The organism is Microbacterium endophyticum (assembly GCF_011047135.1).
In the GTDB taxonomy this organism is placed as follows: domain Bacteria; phylum Actinomycetota; class Actinomycetes; order Actinomycetales; family Microbacteriaceae; genus Microbacterium; species Microbacterium endophyticum.
Genome location: NZ_CP049255.1, coordinates 1,339,872 through 1,359,789 on the forward strand (window position 1 = coordinate 1,339,872; position 19,918 = coordinate 1,359,789).

The 19,918-nt window shown below is 62.5% G+C and carries 3 protein-coding genes; all 3 read right to left on the minus strand.

Annotated features, from left to right (window positions below; translation table 11 throughout):
* Nucleotides 1-446: 446 nt before the first annotated feature.
* The gene (locus G6N83_RS06240; RefSeq protein ID WP_165140388.1) at nucleotides 447-18,467 is read right to left on the minus strand and encodes an RCC1 domain-containing protein; all 18,021 of its coding nucleotides are present in this window, start codon (nucleotides 18,465-18,467) and stop codon (nucleotides 447-449) included.
* A gap of 129 nt (nucleotides 18,468-18,596) precedes the next feature.
* Complete coding sequence (locus G6N83_RS06245; RefSeq protein ID WP_165140390.1) at nucleotides 18,597-19,139, minus strand: signal peptidase I; 543 nt, start codon at nucleotides 19,137-19,139, stop codon at nucleotides 18,597-18,599.
* 87 nt (nucleotides 19,140-19,226) lie between these two features.
* Nucleotides 19,227-19,868: a hypothetical protein gene (locus tag G6N83_RS06250; protein WP_165140392.1), complete on the minus strand. Its 642-nt coding sequence runs from the start codon at nucleotides 19,866-19,868 to the stop codon at nucleotides 19,227-19,229.
* Nucleotides 19,869-19,918 lie beyond the last annotated feature (50 nt).

The following is a 19,918-nucleotide window of genomic DNA, read 5'->3' on the forward strand; positions in this document are numbered from 1 at the left end:
ACGCAGGCAGAATCTACACTTTCACCGTCAAACCTCACCCGCACGAGGCTTTCTGCCTGCGTTAGTGCAAGCGCGCGGCGGTTGCGGACGAGTTGCCGGGCTCGGGCCGCTGGCCCTCCGCACCCTCGCGCTGCTAGGCCTCCGCACCCTCGCGCCTCACCCTCCCCGTGTCCCCTGCCTTGCACTAATTCAGGCAATACGGCCGCTAACCGAGCTAATTCCCACAAATTTGGTGTTGCTGGCTCGCCCTGCCTGAGTTAGTGCAGGGACGGACGGCGGAAGCAATACGGGGCAGGGCAGCCAGCACCATGCAGAGCCGGGCCAGGGCGGGACGGGGCGGGCCAGGGCGGCGCGGCCGCCGGCCGGTGCAAAAAGACGTAGAGGCGCCCCGTCCTCGGGGTTGGGTGGGGTTCGAGGACGGGGCGCCGGTCTATCGAGCGGGGATGCTACGGAGTAGCCACCACCACGGGGGCTGTGACGTCGGCCGTGTCGCCGTTTCCGAGGCGGCCGGCGGCGCCGGAGCCCCACGAGAACACATTGCGGTCGGCATCGGTGGCGAGCATGAAGCGGTCGCCGATCTGCACATCCGTCAACAGCGTGCCGCTCGGCACTGCGCCGACGCCCACCTGCACCGGCGCGGTCGACGCAACCATCGAGCCGTTTCCGAGTTGTCCGGCTTGGTTCGAGCCCCAGGCGTAGACGCGGCCGTCGCTGCCGATCGCCGCGCTGTTTGCCGACCCTGCCGAAACGACGCTGATGGTGACGCCGGTGGGGATGCCACCGCGTTCCACCTGCACCGGTACGGCCCGGTCGGTGAGTGTTCCGTCGCCGAGCTGGCCCGAGCTGTTCTCGCCCCAGGCATACATGTTGCCGTCGTCACCGAGCGCGAGGGTGTGCGACTCACCAGCAGCAACCGACGTGAACAAGACACCGGCCGGCATAGACACTGCCGTGGGTGTGAGCGCGGTCGCGGTCGAATCGTTTCCGAGTTGACCGTACTGGTTGTAGCCCCAGCTATAGGCGATGCCATCGCTGCCGATTGCTACGGTGTGATCGGCGCCAGCACTGAATGCCGCGATCGCGACGCCCGCAGGAATTTCACCCTGCGAGATAGGCACCGGCACGCTCGAGTTCGCGGTCGATCCGTTACCGAGTCGACCGAACGAACCCCAACCCCACGCGTAGAGCTGGCCGTCTGAGCCCAGCGCCACGGTGTGGAATCCACCCGCGGATACGAGCGCGAATGTAATGCCATTGGGTGCGTTGACAGCTACCGGAACGGCGGATGAATCGGTCGTCCCGTCGCCTAGCTGACCGTATTCGTTTCGGCCCCAGGCGTACAGCTTGCCGTCGTCACCGAGTGCGACCGTGTGGGAAACACCCGCTGATACCTGCAGGAGCGTTACTCCGCCAGGCACCGCGCCCTGATCGACCGAGACGGGAACGTCTGATGTCAACGTCGAGCCGTCACCGAGCTGGCTGTTGGTGTTCCAGCCCCAGGCCAAGGCTGCACCATCAGTCGAAAGCGCGGCGCCGAAGTCACCACCCGCAGCGAGGGTTGCAAGAATCACTGCCACGTCGAACGACACGGTTCCCGAAGCCGCCGCGGTGTTCACGCGCGTTCCGATACCTGTCACCGTCACCGTTTGGCCATTTGCCGCCATCGGCGCCACACCCGACACCACACCGGTTGCCGCGTTGAGCGACAGCCCGCCTGGTAGTGCGGATGCCGTGGAGTACGACACCGTGCCGTAGAGCCCGACAGAGCGGTACGCCTCCGAGGCGACAGTGAGACCGGCTTTACCCTCAACGGTTTGCTCCGCGGGGAAGACCAGCGCGGGCACTCGCACAGTTTTCACTGCCGTGAGCTCGCGGGTATTTCCGCCGTTTCCGAGCTGACCGTAGGAGTTGCCTCCCCAGGTGTACGCGTACTGGTCAGAGCCGAGGATCGTCGTTGACTGGTAGCCCGCCGCGATCTGGTTGGCGAAAATTCCGGACACTCGCACGCCCTGCGCCGCTTGCACGGGAGTGTATGCCGCAGTGCGGTTGCCGGTACCCAGTTGGCCGTAGGCGTTGTCGCCCCATGCATAGAGCAGCGCGTCGGAACCGACCAGCATGCCGTATTCGAACCCGGCCGCCACCGATTTCACAGTTACTCCTGCAGGCATGACACCGCGCAGCACCGTGACCGGCGCAGAGCTTGGTTCGCCGGTGTCATCGCCGAGCTGGCCACGACCGTTCGAACCCCATGCGTAGGCGACGCCGTCAGATCCGAGCCCGGTGGCCCAGCTGCCCGCGGCGCTCAGCTCGGTGAAGACGACGCCCGCGGGCATCGCTCCGGCAACGACGGCGACAGGTGCGTTGGCATCCGCCTCGGTACCGTTACCGATCTGACCGTCGGAGTTTTGCCCGAAGCCGTACGCGGCACCATCTGCTGTGACGAGATAGGCGGTGAACGAGCCAGCCACGACCTGTGAGACCACGGCACCGCCCGGCACCTCACCCGCAGAGACGACAACAGGCGTCAGCGCGTTCGTGGTCGTTTCGTCACCCAGCTGCCCGTAGGAGTTGTCACCCCAGGCGTAGACGACGCCGTCACTCGCGAGCGCATAACCCGACGACGATCCCGCAGCGATCTGCACGATGCTCACGCCCCCGGGAAAGACGACCTCCACCGGCGTTGACGACGTTGCGGTCGTGCCGTTTCCGAGTTGTCCGCTCGAGTTGTTGCCCCACGCGTACACCTTGCCGGCTTCGGTCAGAGCCATCGAGAATGCCTCGCCGGCCGCAACAGATACCGCCTCGGCGTCCTCCGGCAGCTTCGTCAGCACCGGAGCACTCGACGTCACAGTCGACTCGTTACCCAGCTGGCCGCTGTTATTGCGGCCCCAGGCAAAGACGTCGCCGTTGATATCGCGGGCAACCGAGTGGTACTGCCCAGCGGCGATGTTCGTGAAGTAGCCGTCACCGATCTGCACACTCATCGTGTGCACGGCGGCCGTGGTGTTGTTGCGCGTTCCGGTCGCGTTGATCTGCCATTGCACCGGCAGCATCGTCGCCATGGTCGAGCCCGACACGATTCCTGTGACCGAGTTCAGGCTGAGCCCGGCAGGAATCGACGCTGCGGTCGCATACGACACGGTGCCATAGATACCGGTGGTCTTCAACGCTGCCGAAGCCATCTCGTCTCCGACGAACCAGGCCTGTATCTGCGACCCAGGAATCACATCCGCCTTCACTCGGCTCACCTTTTTGAGCTCTGACGAGTTCGTCAACGAACCGATGCCCAACTGGCCGCTTGCGTTCAAGCCGGCGCTGTACAGGTAGCCGTCGGCGCCAAACAGGACGGTCGAGGCATCGCCGCCGGTCATGTTTTGCGTCGCCACAACCGGCGGTACTTCACCCTGACTTACAGCCACTGGTGTCAACTGGTTTGCCGTGTTGCCCAACACCCCGAGTTGACCCGACGCGTTGGTGCCCCACGCATAGCGGATGCCGTCAGAGCCCGTTGCGAACGACGAGTATCCGTTCGTGTCGACCTGGGTGAACGAAACACCGTTCGGAACGATGCCGCGCTGGGTGCGCGTCGGAGCAGAAGCATTCGTTGTTGTTCCGTCACCGAGCGCACCGCCACCGTTGTCACCCCATGCGTAGGCGAAGCCGTCAGAGCCGAGCACCGCGAGGTGCAGTGCTGATGCGCTGTGCGAGAGGCCGATAACTGTCACAGATTCCGGCATGCCACCGCGGACAACGGCCACCGGAGCGGAGGCGTTTGCCGTGGTGCCGTTGCCGAGCTGTCCGGAACTGTTGAGACCCCAGCTGTACACGCTGCCGTTTGAACCCAGTGCGTATGCTGCACCCGCTGCGCCCGAGATCTCGGTGATTGTCACGCCGCCCGCGATCTCTCCCTGTGACACGACGACCGGCGATGAACTGTTAGCCGTCGCCTCGTTACCGAGTGCCCCGCTTGCACCGGAGCCCCAGGCATACACAGTGCCGTCAGCCGCGAGGGCGTACGACGTGTAAGCGCCTGCCGATACCTGCGTCATCGTCACACCCGCGGGCAGGTCGACCTGTACAGGTGCGAGCTGGTCGGTCGTCGTGCCGTCGCCGAGCTGTCCGTCGCTGTTCTGTCCCCAGGCGTACACGGCACCCGATGCTGTCAACGCAAGTGAGTGAGCATAGCCCGCAGAAACCTGCGTGACGTTCGCTCCCACGAGGCCCGACACCGAGACGGGTGCGGTGCGGGTGGTGGTTGACCCATCACCTAGCTGGCCATCGGCGTTTTCGCCCCAGGCAAATACGTCGCCGTTGATGTCGCTGGCGATCGAGTGGTTGGCGCCCGAAGCAACATCAGTGAAGTACCCATCGCTCACTTGCGCCTTGATGAGACCGACGCCGGTGACGCCGGGGTCGGCGCGCGTGCCCTGTGCCGTAATCGTCACGACGCGACCCGCTTGAACAGTGTCAGACGCACCCGAGACCACTCCCGTTGCGGCGTTGAATGTCCAGCCATCAGGCAGGGAGCCCGTCTGCGTCAGCGTGATGACTCCGTACAAGCCTGCGGTTTTCACCGCAGCGGATGCCACCGGCACCCCGAGCGTTGTCGTCACTGTCTGCACGCCTGGCACCACTACTCCGGGCACCCGGCTCACGCTTACGAGCGCTGCTGAGTCGGTCGTCGTGCCGTTACCGAGCTGACCGGCCGAATTGTCGCCGGCGCTGTACATGAATCGGTCGGCGCCACGCAGCAGTGTCGAGTGGAACCCGCCGGTGATGATGGCCGGGGCAACGCCGCTCGGCATCGCGCCTTGGGTCATCTGAGTCGGCGCAAGCACCTCACCGGTGACACCTGTCGCGAGTTCACCGTCGGTGTTACTGCCCCACGCGTAGGTGAGCCCATCCGAGGCGACGACGTAGCCGGCATCCCACCCGGCGTAGATCTTGTCAACAACAACACCAGACGGAATTCCGCCCGACAGCACGGCTACCGGGGTTTTGGCGTCGTTCTTGGTGCCATTTCCCAACTGGCCGGAAGCGTTACGACCCCACGAGTACGCCAAGCCGTTTGATGCCACCACGAAGGCGTGGTTGCTGCCCACTGCGAGTTGGGTCACGGCGACAGCCGCTGGAATAACGCCGGCGTCAACCTTCACGGGCAGAGCCTTGTCAACGGTCGAGTTGTCACCCAACTGTCCGTAGTTGTTTCTCCCCCATGCGTAGACGACGCCGTCGTCTCCGAGCGCGTACGCAGACGCCGAGGCGCCATTGATTTGTGTAATCGTCGTGCCGCCGGGAATAACGCCCGCTGAAACAGCGACTGGCGTCAGCTGGTTGCCTGCGGCACCAATACCGATCTGTCCATACGTGTTTTGACCCCAGGCGTACATCGTGCCGTCGGTAGCGAGCGCGTATGACGCGTACGAACCGGCGGAGATGCTGGCGATCGTCACGCCATCGGGGAAAACGACTCGCTGCGGCACTGACTGGTCGTTCGTTGTGCCGAGACCGAGCTGGCCATCTGAGTTCGCACCCCAGGCATACACAGCGCCAGTCGTTGTCAGCGCGAGCGAGTGCGAGTAACCCGCCGAAACCCGCGCAACATCGATGCCCGCTGGCATTTGGCTCAACACGGGTGTTGATGACGACAGCGACGAGCGGTTACCCAACTGGCCGTTGTCGTTGAGGCCCCAGGCGAACACGTCACCGTTGATATCGAGCCCCAGCGAGTGCTGGTAACCCGACGCGGCGCTCCTGAAGTACCCGTTGACGACTGTGAATGTGATTGAGCCCGCTCCGCTTGCATCGTTCACCCGCGTGCCGGTCGCACTAATAGTGAAGACGGATGACGCAATGTCTTCTGGTGCTGTACCCGAGAGCACGCCAGTGGCGGCGTCGAAGGTAAGCCCCGTGGGCGCTGCGGGCGCCAGCGCTAGCGTTACCGTGCCGTACAGACCAGCAGTCTGCACGGGCTCTGTTTCGATATCGTCGCCCGCCTCAACCACGAATCCCTGCGAAAGCGGCGTGATCGATGCTGGCACACGGCTCACAACAACAAGTGTCGGCGAGTTCGTGGTTGAGCCGATGCCCAACTGACCGCGGCTATTGCTGCCCGTGGAGTAGATGTATCCGTCCGCGCCCAGCACCGCTGTAGATGTGGCTCCCGACGTGATGTTCACCGCGACGACACCCAGCGGTACGTCGCCAGAGCTCATCGCCACCGGCGTGGTGCGATTGGTCGTTGATCCATCACCCAACTGCCCAGATGTATTGAAGCCCCACGCATAGGTGACACCATCAGAACCCGTCGCAAACGACGAGAAGGTACCTGCACCCACCTGAGTGAACTTCGCATCCGGCGGCACGGCTCCCGGCAGCACTCGCACAGGCCTCGACATATTTGGCGTCGTACCGACACCGAGCTGCCCAACGTTGTTGAGGCCCCACGTGTAGACGGCACCATCGCTACCCAAGACGACTTGGTGAGAATTATTGCCACCCTCCGCCATCTGGGTGATTTTGACTGACTCCGGAATTTCTCCCTGGGATACGGCGGCAGGAACGCTGCGAGACGCCGTCGAACCGTCGCCCAATTGCCCCTCACTGTTTTGGCCCCAGGCGTATACGCGCCCGTCAGAACCCAGCGCGTACGCGGCGCTTTTCCCGCCAGCGATCTGCGTAATTGTGACGCTCGATAGAGCTCCCACCTGATCCACTGGCACCGGCGACAACTGGTCAGATGTCGAGTTGTTCCCCAACTGGCCCGATGCACCCGCGCCCCAGGCGTAGATCGTGCCGTCGGAGGCCAATGCATAAGACGCGGATGCGCCCGCGGCGACCTGCGTGATCGTCACACCCGCCGGGAACACAACACGCTGCGGCACCAGCTGACCGTCGGTATTCCCGACACCCACCTGACCATTGCTGTTGCGCCCCCACGCATATACATCACCCGTCGACGTCACCACGAGCGAATGACCATCGCCCGCGGCCGCTTGTACCGCGTCGACACCGGCTGGCAACTGCACCAGCACCGGCGAGGTGCGCTGCGTCACCGACCCGTCACCCAACTGACCGTTCGCGTTGTTCCCCCAAGAGAACACGTCACCATTGATGTCAACACCGAGCGAATATTCATACCCGGATGCCACATCGGTGAAGTACCCGTCGGAGACCTGGAGCTGAATCGTCCCGCCCGCAGCCGAAGCGACAACGCGAGTGCCCTGCGCCGCAATATTCAACGTCCGCGACGACACATTCGTCGACGACAGCCCTGACACCACGCCTGTCGCGGAATTGAACGACCAACCCGAAGGAAGGATGCCAGACAAGCTCAAGGACACCGTGCCATACAGGCCCGCCGTGCGCACCGGAGCAGAGGCCGACTCCTCGCCCAGCATGCCCGTCAAAAACTGCTGAGCAGGCAGCACGGCCGCCGGCACACGATCCGCCTTGATTAACGTTGTGGAATCGATTGTCGACCCCGCGCCCAACTGGCCATACTCGTTGTCGCCCACGGAATACTCATACCCATCGGCACCCAACACCGTTGTGAAGTTGTCTCCGCCCGTGATCTTCGCCGCAACCACACCCGCTGGCACCTGACCCGCACTCATCGCCACCGGTGCCAACCGGTTCGTCATCGACCCATCACCCAAAAGTCCATAACTGTTAGAGCCCCACGCGTAGGAGACACCATCAGAACCCACCGCAAACGACGATCCTTGACCTATACCGACCTGGGTGAACGTCACACCCGCCGGAACAGCACCCGGCTGCACCGTCACCGGCGTCGACTTATCCGACGTCGACCCCACGCCCAGCTGACCGTAGTCGCCACGACCCCAGGCGTACGCGACACCATCATCGCCCAGCACCACCTGATGATGCCCCAGGCCCTGCGCGAGCTGGATAATCTTCACCGTGCCAGGAATCTGGCCCGGTGATACCGCAACCGGAACATTTTTATTCACAGTCGTGCCATCGCCCAACTGGCCGTAGGCGTTGTATCCCCACGCATACATGTCGCCGTTCGACCCCAACGCATAAGCCGCGTTAGACCCACCCGAAATCTGCGTGATCGTCACACCCGCCAAAGCACCCGACTGAATCACATTCTCCGGCGCCAGCCTTTGAGTGTTAGTCCCATCACCCAGCTGGTTGTATTGGTTGCTGCCCCACGCATATATGTCACCGTTAGACGCCAACGCATACGACGAAACCGCACCCGCAGAAACCTGCGTGATCATCACACCCCCAGGGAACACCACGCGCTGCGGCACCAGCTGGTTAGCGGTGTTTCCCACACCCACCTGGCCATTTCCGTTTCGCCCCCACGCATACACTTCACCCGACGACGTCAACGCCAACGAATGATGAGCACCCGCAGAAACCTGGGTGACATCCACACCCGCGGGCATCTGCACCAGCACCGGAGAGGTACGATTCGTCGTCGAGCCATCACCCAACTGGCCGTAGTTGTTGCGCCCCCACGCGAACACGTCGCCGTTTATATCCAGAGCGATCGAGTGCATGGAACCTGCGGAAACATCCGTGAAATAGCCGTTCGCGACTGTGACCGTGATTGTGCTCGACGAGGATGCGTTGTTCACTCGGGTGCCCGCACCTGTCACGGTGAATAGCGTGGACTCGAAGTCTTCAGCAGGGGTGCCCGAAAGCACACCCGTGGCCGAGTTAAACGACATCCCCACCGGCGCCGCAGGCGATACGGAGTACGAAACCACACCATACAAGCCGTGTGGCGCAAGGCCCACAGAAGGTGTCACGGCCGCCCCCATGGCTGCAATCAGCCCCTGCGACCCCGGCAACGCCGACGCCGGCACGCGATTCGCCTTAACCAGCGACGAAGACGACGTCATCGAGCCCACGCCCTGCTGACCGTAGGTGTTGTTGCCTGTCGAATACGCGTAACCGTCGGCACCCAACACGAGAGCAAAAGTCTCGCCGCCCGTGATCTTTGCCGCAGTCACACCTGTTGGCAACTGACCAGCGCTCATCGCCACGGGCGTGGTCTTGTTTGTGGTCGACGCATCGCCCAACTGGCCGCTGGTGCCGAGACCCCAAGCGTACGTGACGCCATTCGAGCCCACGGCGTACGACGAGGATCGGGCGGTACCCACCTGGGCGAACGTCACACCCGCCGGAACAGCACCCGCCAGCACCTTCATCGGCGACTTAGCATCCGTGGTAGTTCCCACGCCGATTTGACCGAAGTCATTGCGACCCCAGGCATAAATCTCACCGTTATCGCCGAGCGCCACCTGGTGGAGGCTTGAACCAGATGCAGAGAGCTCAACGATTTTCACCGAAGCAGGAATCTCACCCAACTGCGCCTGCACCGGAACAGTCCGATCTATCGTCGTTCCATCACCAAGCCCACCATACAAATTGGCACCCCACGCATACACCCTGCCGTGAGAACCCAACGCGTACGCTGACGCGCTCCCGGCCTGGATCTGCGTAATCGTCACACCCGCCAGAACCCCACTCTGGTTCACCGAAACCGGAGTCGACTTCTGGACCGTGGACCCATCACCCAACTGGCCATTGACGTTTTGCCCCCACGCATACATGGCGCCGTCAGAAGCCAAGGCATACGACGAATACGAACCCGCAGCAACCTGCGTGATCGTCACACCCGCCGGAAACACCACCCGCTGCGGCAACAACTGATCAACACCGTTCCCCACACCCAACTGGCCAAAGTCGTTACGCCCCCACGCATACACCTCACCCGTCGTCGTCAACGCCAACGAATGGAACCAGCCCGCAGAAACCTGGGTGACATCCACACCCGCGGGCAACTGCGTCAATACCGGAGACGTCCGATTCGTCGTTGACCCATCACCCAACGGACCGTAGTTATTACGACCCCAGCCGAAGACATCCCCATTGATATCCACACCCACCGAGTGGTACGCACCCGTGGCAACATCCGTGAAATACCCGTCCGAGACCTGCAGCTTTATCGTGCCCGTCACGGCAGTTGCCACAGCACGCGTGCCCTGAGCGGTAATCGTCAAAGTCGTCGACGCCACCGTCGCTGAAGACGACCCCGACACGACACCCGTTGCCGAGTTAAACGACCACCCCGACGGGAGCGTGCCCGTCTGCGACAACGACACAGTGCCATACAACCCCGCCGTGCGCACCGCCGCAGACGACTTCGCGTCGCCCACCATACCCGTCACAAACTGAGCCTCCGGCCTCACCGACGCCGGCACACGGTTCGCCTTGCGCCACGAGTAGTAATCGGTTTTCGATCCCACACCCAAGTTGCCATAGAGGTTGTCGCCCAAGGAGTAAACATACCCATCCGTACCCAGCGCCGACACCCAGCTGTCCCCACCAGAGATCTTCGCCGCAACCACACCGGCGGGCATCTGGCCCTGAATCATTGCGACCGGTGTGAGAAAATTGCTTGCCGATGTACTGCCGGTGCCCATCGCACCTCCGCCACCGTAGCCCCATGCGTAAGAGACACCGTTCGAGCCCACCGCGTAAGACGTGCGCCAGCCCTTGCCGACTTGAGTGAACGTCACACCACCCGGAACCGCACCCGCCAACACCTTTTTCGGCGTCGTCTGATTAGTCGTCGTCCCATCACCTACCTGACCATTGGCGTTGAAACCCCACGCGTACGCCACACCATCGTCACCCAAAACCTGCTGGTGCATACCGATGCCTGGCGACAGCTGAACAATCTTCACCGACTCGGGAATCTCACCCGAAGCCACAGCAACCGGAACACTCTTATTTATCGTCGTGCCATCGCCCAGTTGTCCGTACTGGTTGTCACCCCACGCATACACTTTGCCGTTCGACCCCAACGCATACGCTGTGTCGCGGATGGCAGCAATCTGCGTGATCGTGACACCCGTCAGTGCACCCGCCCGCACCACCTTCACCGGCGTGGATGTTGTGACCGTCGACCCGTCACCCAACTGGCCGTCGGAGTTGTTACCCCACGCGTATACATCACCATTCGATGTCAACGCGAATGACGAAGCTTCAGTCGCAGCAATCTGCGTGGCTGTCACCCCCGCCGGCAACACCACACGCTGCGGCAACACCTGGGTGTAGCCAGGAATACCGAGACCCAACGCCGCGCCGGAACCCCACGCATACACCTCACCGGTCGATGTCAACGCCAGCGAATGGCGCCAACCCGCAGCAACCTGCACGGCATCCACACCCGCTGGCAACTGCGTCAATACCGCAGACGTCTGATCCGTCGTTGACCCATCACCCAACTCACCACTGGTGTTGCGGCCCCACGCGAACACATCACCGTTGATGTCCAGACCCACCTGGTGATACTGACCCACCGCAACATCCGTAAAGTACCCGTCCGACACCTGTAGCTGGATCGTTCCGGTCGCAGCGGTCGCTACTGCACGGGTGCCTTGTGCTGTGATCGTCAACGTGCGTGATGCTTGCACCGCCGATGATGAACCCGATACGACGCCCGTTGCAGAGTTAAACGACCACCCTGACGGGCGAGTCCCCGTCTGAGTGAGCGACACCGTGCCATACAGGCCCGCCGTGCGCACCGCGGCAGACGACGCAACATCGCCTACCAGGCCCGTCACAAACTGCTGAGCCGGCAACACCGACGCCGGCACACGGGGAAGCACACGCAATGTCGAGTAATACGACGTTGACGTCGATCCCACACCCAGCTGGCCCCCGCCGTTGTAGCCCGTCGCGTACACGTACCCATCGGCACCCAGCACCACCGCGGACTGATACCCGCCCGTAATCTTGGCCGGAACCACACCCGCCGGCAGCTGACCCGCACTCATCGCCCTGGGCGTGGACCGATCGGTCTGCGTCCCGTCGCCCAACTGACCGTATGAGTTCCATCCCCACGCGTAAGAGACACCATCAGAACCCACAGCAAACGACGAATGCGTGCCCACACCCACCTGCGTGAATGTCACACCCGACGGCACACCACCCGACATGACCTTCACCGGCGTCGACTTATTAGACGTCGACCCCACACCCAACTGACCGTAAGGGTTGTAGCCCCAGGCGTATATGAGACCGTCATCGCCCAACACCACCTGGTGATACCCAATACCTTGCGACAGCTGAACGATCTTCGTCGACCCAGGAATCTCACCGGACAACACCACTACCGGGCTTGTCCGAGTATTCGTTGTCCCGTCACCCAACTGACCCGAGCCGTTGTAACCCCAGGAATACACCTTTCCGTTGGATCCCAACGCCCACGCCGAAGAGTTACCGCCCGAAATCTGCGTGATCGTTACACCCGCCAGAGCCCCACTCTGATTCACTGTGACCGGAGTCGACTGATCAGATGTCGACCCATTACCCAGCCGACCATCCGCGCCACTACCCCAGGCGTAGATCTTGCCGTCGGACGCCAGCGCATACGAGGAAGCTGCACCCGCAGAAACCTGCGTGATCGTCACACCCGCCGGGAACACCACACGCTGCGGCAACGACTGCTGATCAGTGTTCCCCACACCCACCTGACCATCGGCATTGCGCCCCCACGCATACACCTCGCCCGTCGACGTCAACGCCAACGAATGGAAAGAACCCGCAGCCACCTGGGTGACATCCACACCCGCCGGCAACAACGACAACGCCGGTGACGCAGCAGTTGTCGTTGACCCATTACCCAACTGACCATCGGCGTTCAAACCCCACGCGAAGACATCACCATTGATGTCCACACCCAACCCACCGTTCTGATTCGCAGACACATCCGTGAAATACCCGTCGGAGACCTGGAGCTGAATCGTGCCCGTCGCAGCCGTCGCTACCGCACGTGTGCCCTGGGCTGTGATCGTCAACGTGCGTGACGACACGACCGTCGACGACGACCCCGACACGACACCCGTTGCAGAGTTAAACGACCACCCCGACGGACGAGAACCCGACTGGGTGAGCGACACCGTGCCATACAACCCCGCCGTACGCACCACCGCAGACGACGACACCTCACCCACCAGCCCCGTCACAAACTGCGACCCCGGCAACACCACCGACGGCACACGATTCGCCTTAACCAACGTGTTCGACTGCGACGTCGACCCGATACCCAACTGGCCGTACGTGTTGACGCCCGTCGAGTACACGTACCCATCCGCACCTAACACTGCCGCGAACTGGTACCCACCCATGATCTTCGCTGCAACCACACCAGCAGGCACCTGACCCGCACTCATCGCCACCGGTATCAACCGATCGCTCGTTGACCCATCGCCCAAATGCCCTTGGCTATTGCCGCCCCACGCGTACGAGACACCATCAGAACCCACCGCATACGACGAATACAACCCCACATCCACCTGCGTGAACGTCACACCCGCCGGAACAGCACCCGACTGAACCTTCACCGGCGTCGACTTATTCGACGTCGAATTCACACCCAGCTGACCGTAGTCGCCGCGCCCCCAGGCGTACGCGACACCATCGTCACCCAACACCACCTGGTGAAACCCGAAACCCTGCGCGAGCTGAACGACCTTCACCGCCCCAGGAATCTCACCCGACGACACCGCAACCGGAACATTCCTGTCGACCGTTGTTCCATCACCCAACTGGCCATTGCTGTTTCGACCCCAGGAATACACCTTGCCGTTCGACCCCAACACGTACGCCGAGTAATAACCACCCGAAATCTGGGTGATCGTCACACCCCCCGGAATAGCACCCCGCGATACTTTCACCGGCGACGACTTGTCAACCAGCGACGCATCACCCAACTCGCCTTCAGCGTTTCGACCCCACGCATACATGTCACCGTTAGACGCCAACGCATACGACGAATACCCACCCGCAGAAACCTGCGTGATCGTCACACCCGCCGGGAACACCACACGCTGCGGCAACATCTGGTTAGCAGTGTTCCCCACACCCACCTGGCCATAGTCGTTGTAACCCCACGAATACACTTCACCCGTCGACGTCAACGCCAACGAATGATAGATACCCGCAGAAACCTGCGTGACATCCACACCCGCCGGCATCTGCGTCAATACCGGAGACGTCCGATTCGTCGTTGACCCATCACCCAACTGACCGTAGTTGTTGTAACCCCAGGCGAAGACATCCCCATTGATATCCACACCCACCGAGTGGGAGTAACCCGCAACAACATCCGTGAAATAACCATTCGCGACCGTCACCGTGATCGTACTCACCGACGACGCCGTATTCACCCGAGTACCCGTACCCGTCACCGTGAACACCGTCGACTCAAAACTCGCAGACGGCGTCCCCGACAACACACCCGTAGACGAATTAAACGACATCCCCGCAGGAACCGCCGGCGACACCGAATACGACACCGAACCATACAACCCATACGGCGCCAACACCGCAGAAGGCGACACCGCCGCACCCATCGCCGCAAACAACCCCTGCGACCCCGGCACCACCACCGCCGGCACACGGTTCACGACACGCAACGACCCATACTGCGATCCGGAACCCACACCCAACTGGCCATACGTGTTGTCGCCCACCGAGTACAGGTACCCGTCGGCGCCCAGCACCGCCGTGAACCTGTAGCCTCCCGAAATCTTTGCCGGGATCACGCCCGCCGGCATCTGACCCGCAAGCATCGCCCCCGGCGTGGTCCGGTCTGTCGTCGACCCGTTACCCAACTGAGCGCTGGTGTTGAAACCCCACGCGTACGAAACACCATCAGAACCCACCGCAAACGACGACATCTCGCCCGTGGTCACCTGCGTGAACCTCACACCCGCAGGCACCTGCCCCGCAGACACCTTCACCGGCGTGGACTTATTGGCCGTCGACCCCACACCCAGCTGACCGTAGTCGTTACGACCCCACGAGTAGGCGACACCATCATCACCCAACACCACCTGGTGGAACCCGAAACCCTGCCCGAGCTGCACAACCTTCACCGACGCAGGAATCTCTCCCGAGAGCACCGCAACCGGAACAGTCTTTTGCCCCGTCGTACCATCACCCAACTGGCCATAGGTATTTTGACCCCACGCGTACACCTTGCCGTTCGAGGCCAACGCATACGCCGAGAAACCCCCACCCGAAATCTGCGTGATCGTTACACCCGCGAGAACCCCACTCTGAGTCACCGCGACCGGAGTCAACTTGTTGACCGTAGACCCATCACCCAACTGGCCTTCAGCGTTTCGACCCCACGCATACATGGTGCCGTTAGACGCCAACGCATACGACGAATACGCACCCGCAGCAACCTGCGTGATCGTCACACCCGCCGGGAACACCACACGCTGCGGCAACGACTGCTGATCAACGTTCCCCACACCCACCTGACCATCGGTGTTGCGCCCCCACGCATACACCTCACCCGTCGACGTCAACGCCAACGAGTGATACCAGCCCGCAGCAACCTGCGTCGCATCCACACCCGCGGGCATCTGCGTCAATACCGGAGACGTCCGATCGGTCGTTGACCCATCACCCAACTGACCGAGGTTGTTGTACCCCCAGGCGAAGACATCACCATTGATATCCACACCCACCTGGTGATACTCACCCGCAACAACATCCGTGAAATACCCGTCGGAGACCTGGAGCTGAATCGTGCCCGTCGCAGCCGTCGCTACCGCACGTGTGCCCTGGGCTGTGATCGTCAACGTGCGTGACGACACGACCGTCGACGACGACCCCGACACGACACCCGTTGCAGAGTTAAACGACCACCCCGACGGACGAGAACCCGACTGGGTGAGCGACACCGTGCCATACAACCCCGCCGTACGCACCACCGCAGACGACGACACCTCGCCCACCTTGCCCGTCACAAACTGCGACCCCGGCAACACCACCGACGGCACACGATTCGCCTCACGCAACGACGAGTAATACGCCGTTGACGGCGTGCCCGCACCCAACTGACCCGAACCGTTGTAACCGGCCATGTACGCGTACCCATCGGTGCCCAACACCAGCGCGGACTGGTACCCGCCCGTGATCTTCGCCGGAACCACACCCGCCGGCAGCTGACCCGCAAGCATCGTCCTCGGAGTGAACCGATCCGTCTGCGTACCATCACCCAACTGGCCGTAAGAGTTCCACCCCCACGCGTAAGAGACACCATTAGAACCCACAGCAAATGACGTAAGCGTTCCCACACCGACCTGCGTGAATGTCACACCCGCCGGAACGTTACCCGCCAAGACCTTCACCGGCGTCGACTTATCAGACGTCGAATTCACGCCCAACTGACCATAGGAGTTGCGACCCCACGCATATGCGACACCGTCATCACCCAACACCACCTGGTGATACCCGTTGCCCTGCGGTAGCTGAACGATCTTCGTAGACCCAGGAATCTGACCCGACAACACCGCCACCGGGGTTGAACGATCATTCGTCGTCCCATCGCCCACAGCACCATCGACGTTTCCGCCCCACGCATACATCTTGCCGTTGGAGCCCAACACATACGCACCGTAACGGGCGCCCGCAATCTGCGTGATCGTCACACCCGCCAGAACCCCACTCTGATTCACCGGGACCGGGGTCGAACGATCAGACACCGACCCATTGCCCAAACGACCATCCTCACCATTACCCCAGGCGTAGATCGTGCCGTTAGACGCCAACGCATACGACGAATACGCGCCCGCAGAAACCTGGGTAATCGTCACACCCCCCGGGAAGACAACCCGCTGCGGCAACGACTGATCAACAGTGTTCCCCACACCCACCTGGCCATCTTCGTTGAGCCCCCACGCATACACTTCACCCGTCGAGGTCAACACCAACGCATGGTTAGCACCCGAGGACACACTCACCGCATCCACATCCGCCGGCAACAACGACAACACCGGCGACGCAGCAGTCGTCGTCGACCCGTCACCCAACTGACCATAAGTATTCAGACCCCAGGCGAAGACATCACCATTGATATCCAGACCCAACCCACTGTTATTTCCCGCAACAACATCCGTGAAATAACCATCGGCGCCGGCCGCGAGCTGCATGAATGGCGCTGCAAGTGGGTCGAGGCCGGGCGCCATGACCTCCGGGTCCGAGGCCTCGGGCACAGCTGGCGTCGGTGTCGGGGTCGCTGTCGGGGTGGCAGTGGGCGTCGCTGTCGGAGTAGCAGTGGGCGTCGGCGTTTCTGTCGGCTCGATCGTCGGGTCTACTGTGGGCTCACCGGTGGGAGTCACGCTCGGCTCGGCCGTGGGGGTTACTGTCTCGGAGGGCTCAGCGGGTGACGCATCCGGCTCTTCCGGCGCGGCCTCTTCGCGCGCAGGCTCTTGCGGGTCGGCCACAACGACCGGCGTGGAACGCTGATCGTTCGAGCCATCGCCCAGCTGACCGGCGTCGTTCGCACCCCATGCATACGCCACACCGTCGGGTGATACCGAAGCGGCGAAGTCTGCGCCGCCAGAGATCGAGTTGAACGTCAAGCCGTCTGGCACCGATACAGCTGCGGGTGCCGATGCGGCATCCGTTGTTCCGTTGCCCAACTGACCGGCGTCGTTCGCGCCCCATGAATACGCGACGCCCTCGGGGGTCAACGCTAAAGCGAAGTGGGCACCGGCGGCAAGCCACCCAAAGCGCACGTTTGTGGGCAACACGACCGCCACCGGCTCGAGCCGTGAATCGGTCGTGCCATCGCCCAACTGACCGGCGCCATTCGCGCCCCACGCGAACGTCACTCCATCACTGGTACGCCCGAGCGCAAAGTCGGCACCGGCAACAACCTGAGCAAGCGCAACATCGCCGGGCAGGGTCACGACAACGGGGGTCGTGCGGGAATCTGTGGTGCCGTCACCCAGCTGGCCCGCATCGTTTGCGCCCCACGCGTACGCGACACCATCGGCAGTGACAGCGACAGCGAAGTCATCGCCTGCCGCGATCTGTGAGAACACGACCCCGTCGGGCACCGTGACGGGTGCAACGGTGCTGCGTGCATCCGACGATCCATCACCAAGCTGGCCGGCACCATTGCCGCCCCAGCCATACGCGACGCCCTCGGGCGACAGTGCGACAACGAAGTCACTGCCCGCCGCGACCTGCGCGAGTGTGACATCGTCTGGCAGCACCACCGGCACCGGAGTAGAGCGCGCATCGGTCGAGCCGTCACCAAGCTGACCGGCAGCGTTGGCACCCCACGCGTACGCGAGGCCGTCAGCGGTCACGCCGACGGCGAAGTCTTTGCCGGCATCCGTCTGCGCCAGCGACACTCCTTCTGGCAGCGCCACGGCTGTGGGCACACTCGTGCCCTGATCGGAGCCATCACCTAACTGGCCGGCACCATTTGCGCCCCACGCATACACCGCACCGTCGGCCGACAGGCCGATCGCGAAGTCGTCTCCGGTCGCCACCTGGGCGTACGCGTAGAGCGTGCTCGCGAGCGCGGGTGAGATTACCGGGGTCCATACGGCCCCGGCAACTACTGTCACAACGAATGCTGTGACGAGCGAGATTATGCGACGCATAATGTACCTCCAAGGTGCCAACAGCAACTCTCGCCGTGGCCAGAACTTTCGTCTAACCCCGCACTGCCGCGAGGTTCGCCCTCCGTACACGCAGGGCTAGATGGGAAAATAGAGCCGCATTGCGGTGCGTTACACGCGCGCTTCGCGCACACTGCGACGGGTTCCTTCGACAGGAACCGACGCCGCGGCAGGGGCAGGCTTGTCACGCTTGTGCAGCGGCAGCATCGCCAACCCGAAGACCGTGAGCATGATGAAAACGCGCATCGGCCACTCTTGTAGCTGAATGATCAAACGTGCCCAGGGCTGGGCGAAGTGTATATCGACAATGCCGAGCACAGCGCTCGGCCAGATTGTGTCGGGGTCGGGAATCGTGTTGGCGTCACCGCGCAGCTCGAGTGAGCCGTCTTCGCGTATCGCCGACACACGGTGTGTGACGTAGATGCCGTTTTCGTCTACAGCGGTCACGACGTCGCCCACTTCGAAGTCAGAGCTTGATGCGGGCGGCGTCACCATCAGCACGTCGCCTATGACGTAGGTGGGTGACATCGACATGCCCACGACTTCGACGTACGAAGATCCGCGCACGTATGTCGCGGCAGCAGGGGCAGCGAGCACGAACAGCAGCGCCGCAACAACGATCCATCGAAGGATTGAGAACACTCGGATAGCCATGGCCGGCTCGCTTCTTTCAGATTAAAACGGATGCTGCCCGCCTCGACCAGAGACCCAGTCGAGGCGGGCAGCGTCAGTTATCGAAGATCAGGGAACTTCGATGGTCTGGGTCGCCGTGGCGTTGACGTCGAACGTCACGATGGCACCCTGGTAGTCATTTCCGGCTGCCGAGTCGAAGTAGACGCGGAACGAGGCCGGCTGCGTCTCGCCCGGCGCAACATCGGTACCCGAGAAGCTCTCGTTCGTGATGAAGTCCGAGAGCGACGATGTGGTCCAGTTTCCGGCCCCGTCGGTATCCCAAGCGACCGAAACGTTGGCCAGATCGAGCACAGTGACACCGTCCGAAGCCTCGATGGTCGCGTTTGCGAGGGTGGTCTCCCAGTCGAATGCGATGTCGCCGTCGTTGGTGATGTCGATGTCAACAACCGATGCCTCGTAAAGGTTGTCGGCGTCGACTGCCTGGGTAGCCGTCATCGGCTGAACCGCGGTGGCCTGAACCGTACCGCCGCCACCGGGGCCGAAGTCACCAATCACGAGCGAACCAGCGGTAATGGTGTTACCAGCGAGGTCTTTCGACGAGCTGAACCATGCACCTGATCCGACGAGGCCGACGCCGACGGCACCCGCGGCGAGCGCAACAGCACCGATGCCGCCGATGATGGCGGTGCGAGTGCGACGACGCTTCGTGCTCTGTTCCGCCGGAGCGGCAACAGTTTCTGTTGTATCCATTTCTAACTTTCTCCTTGTGCGTGAGGAAGGCGCCGCCCGGCTGGCCGACT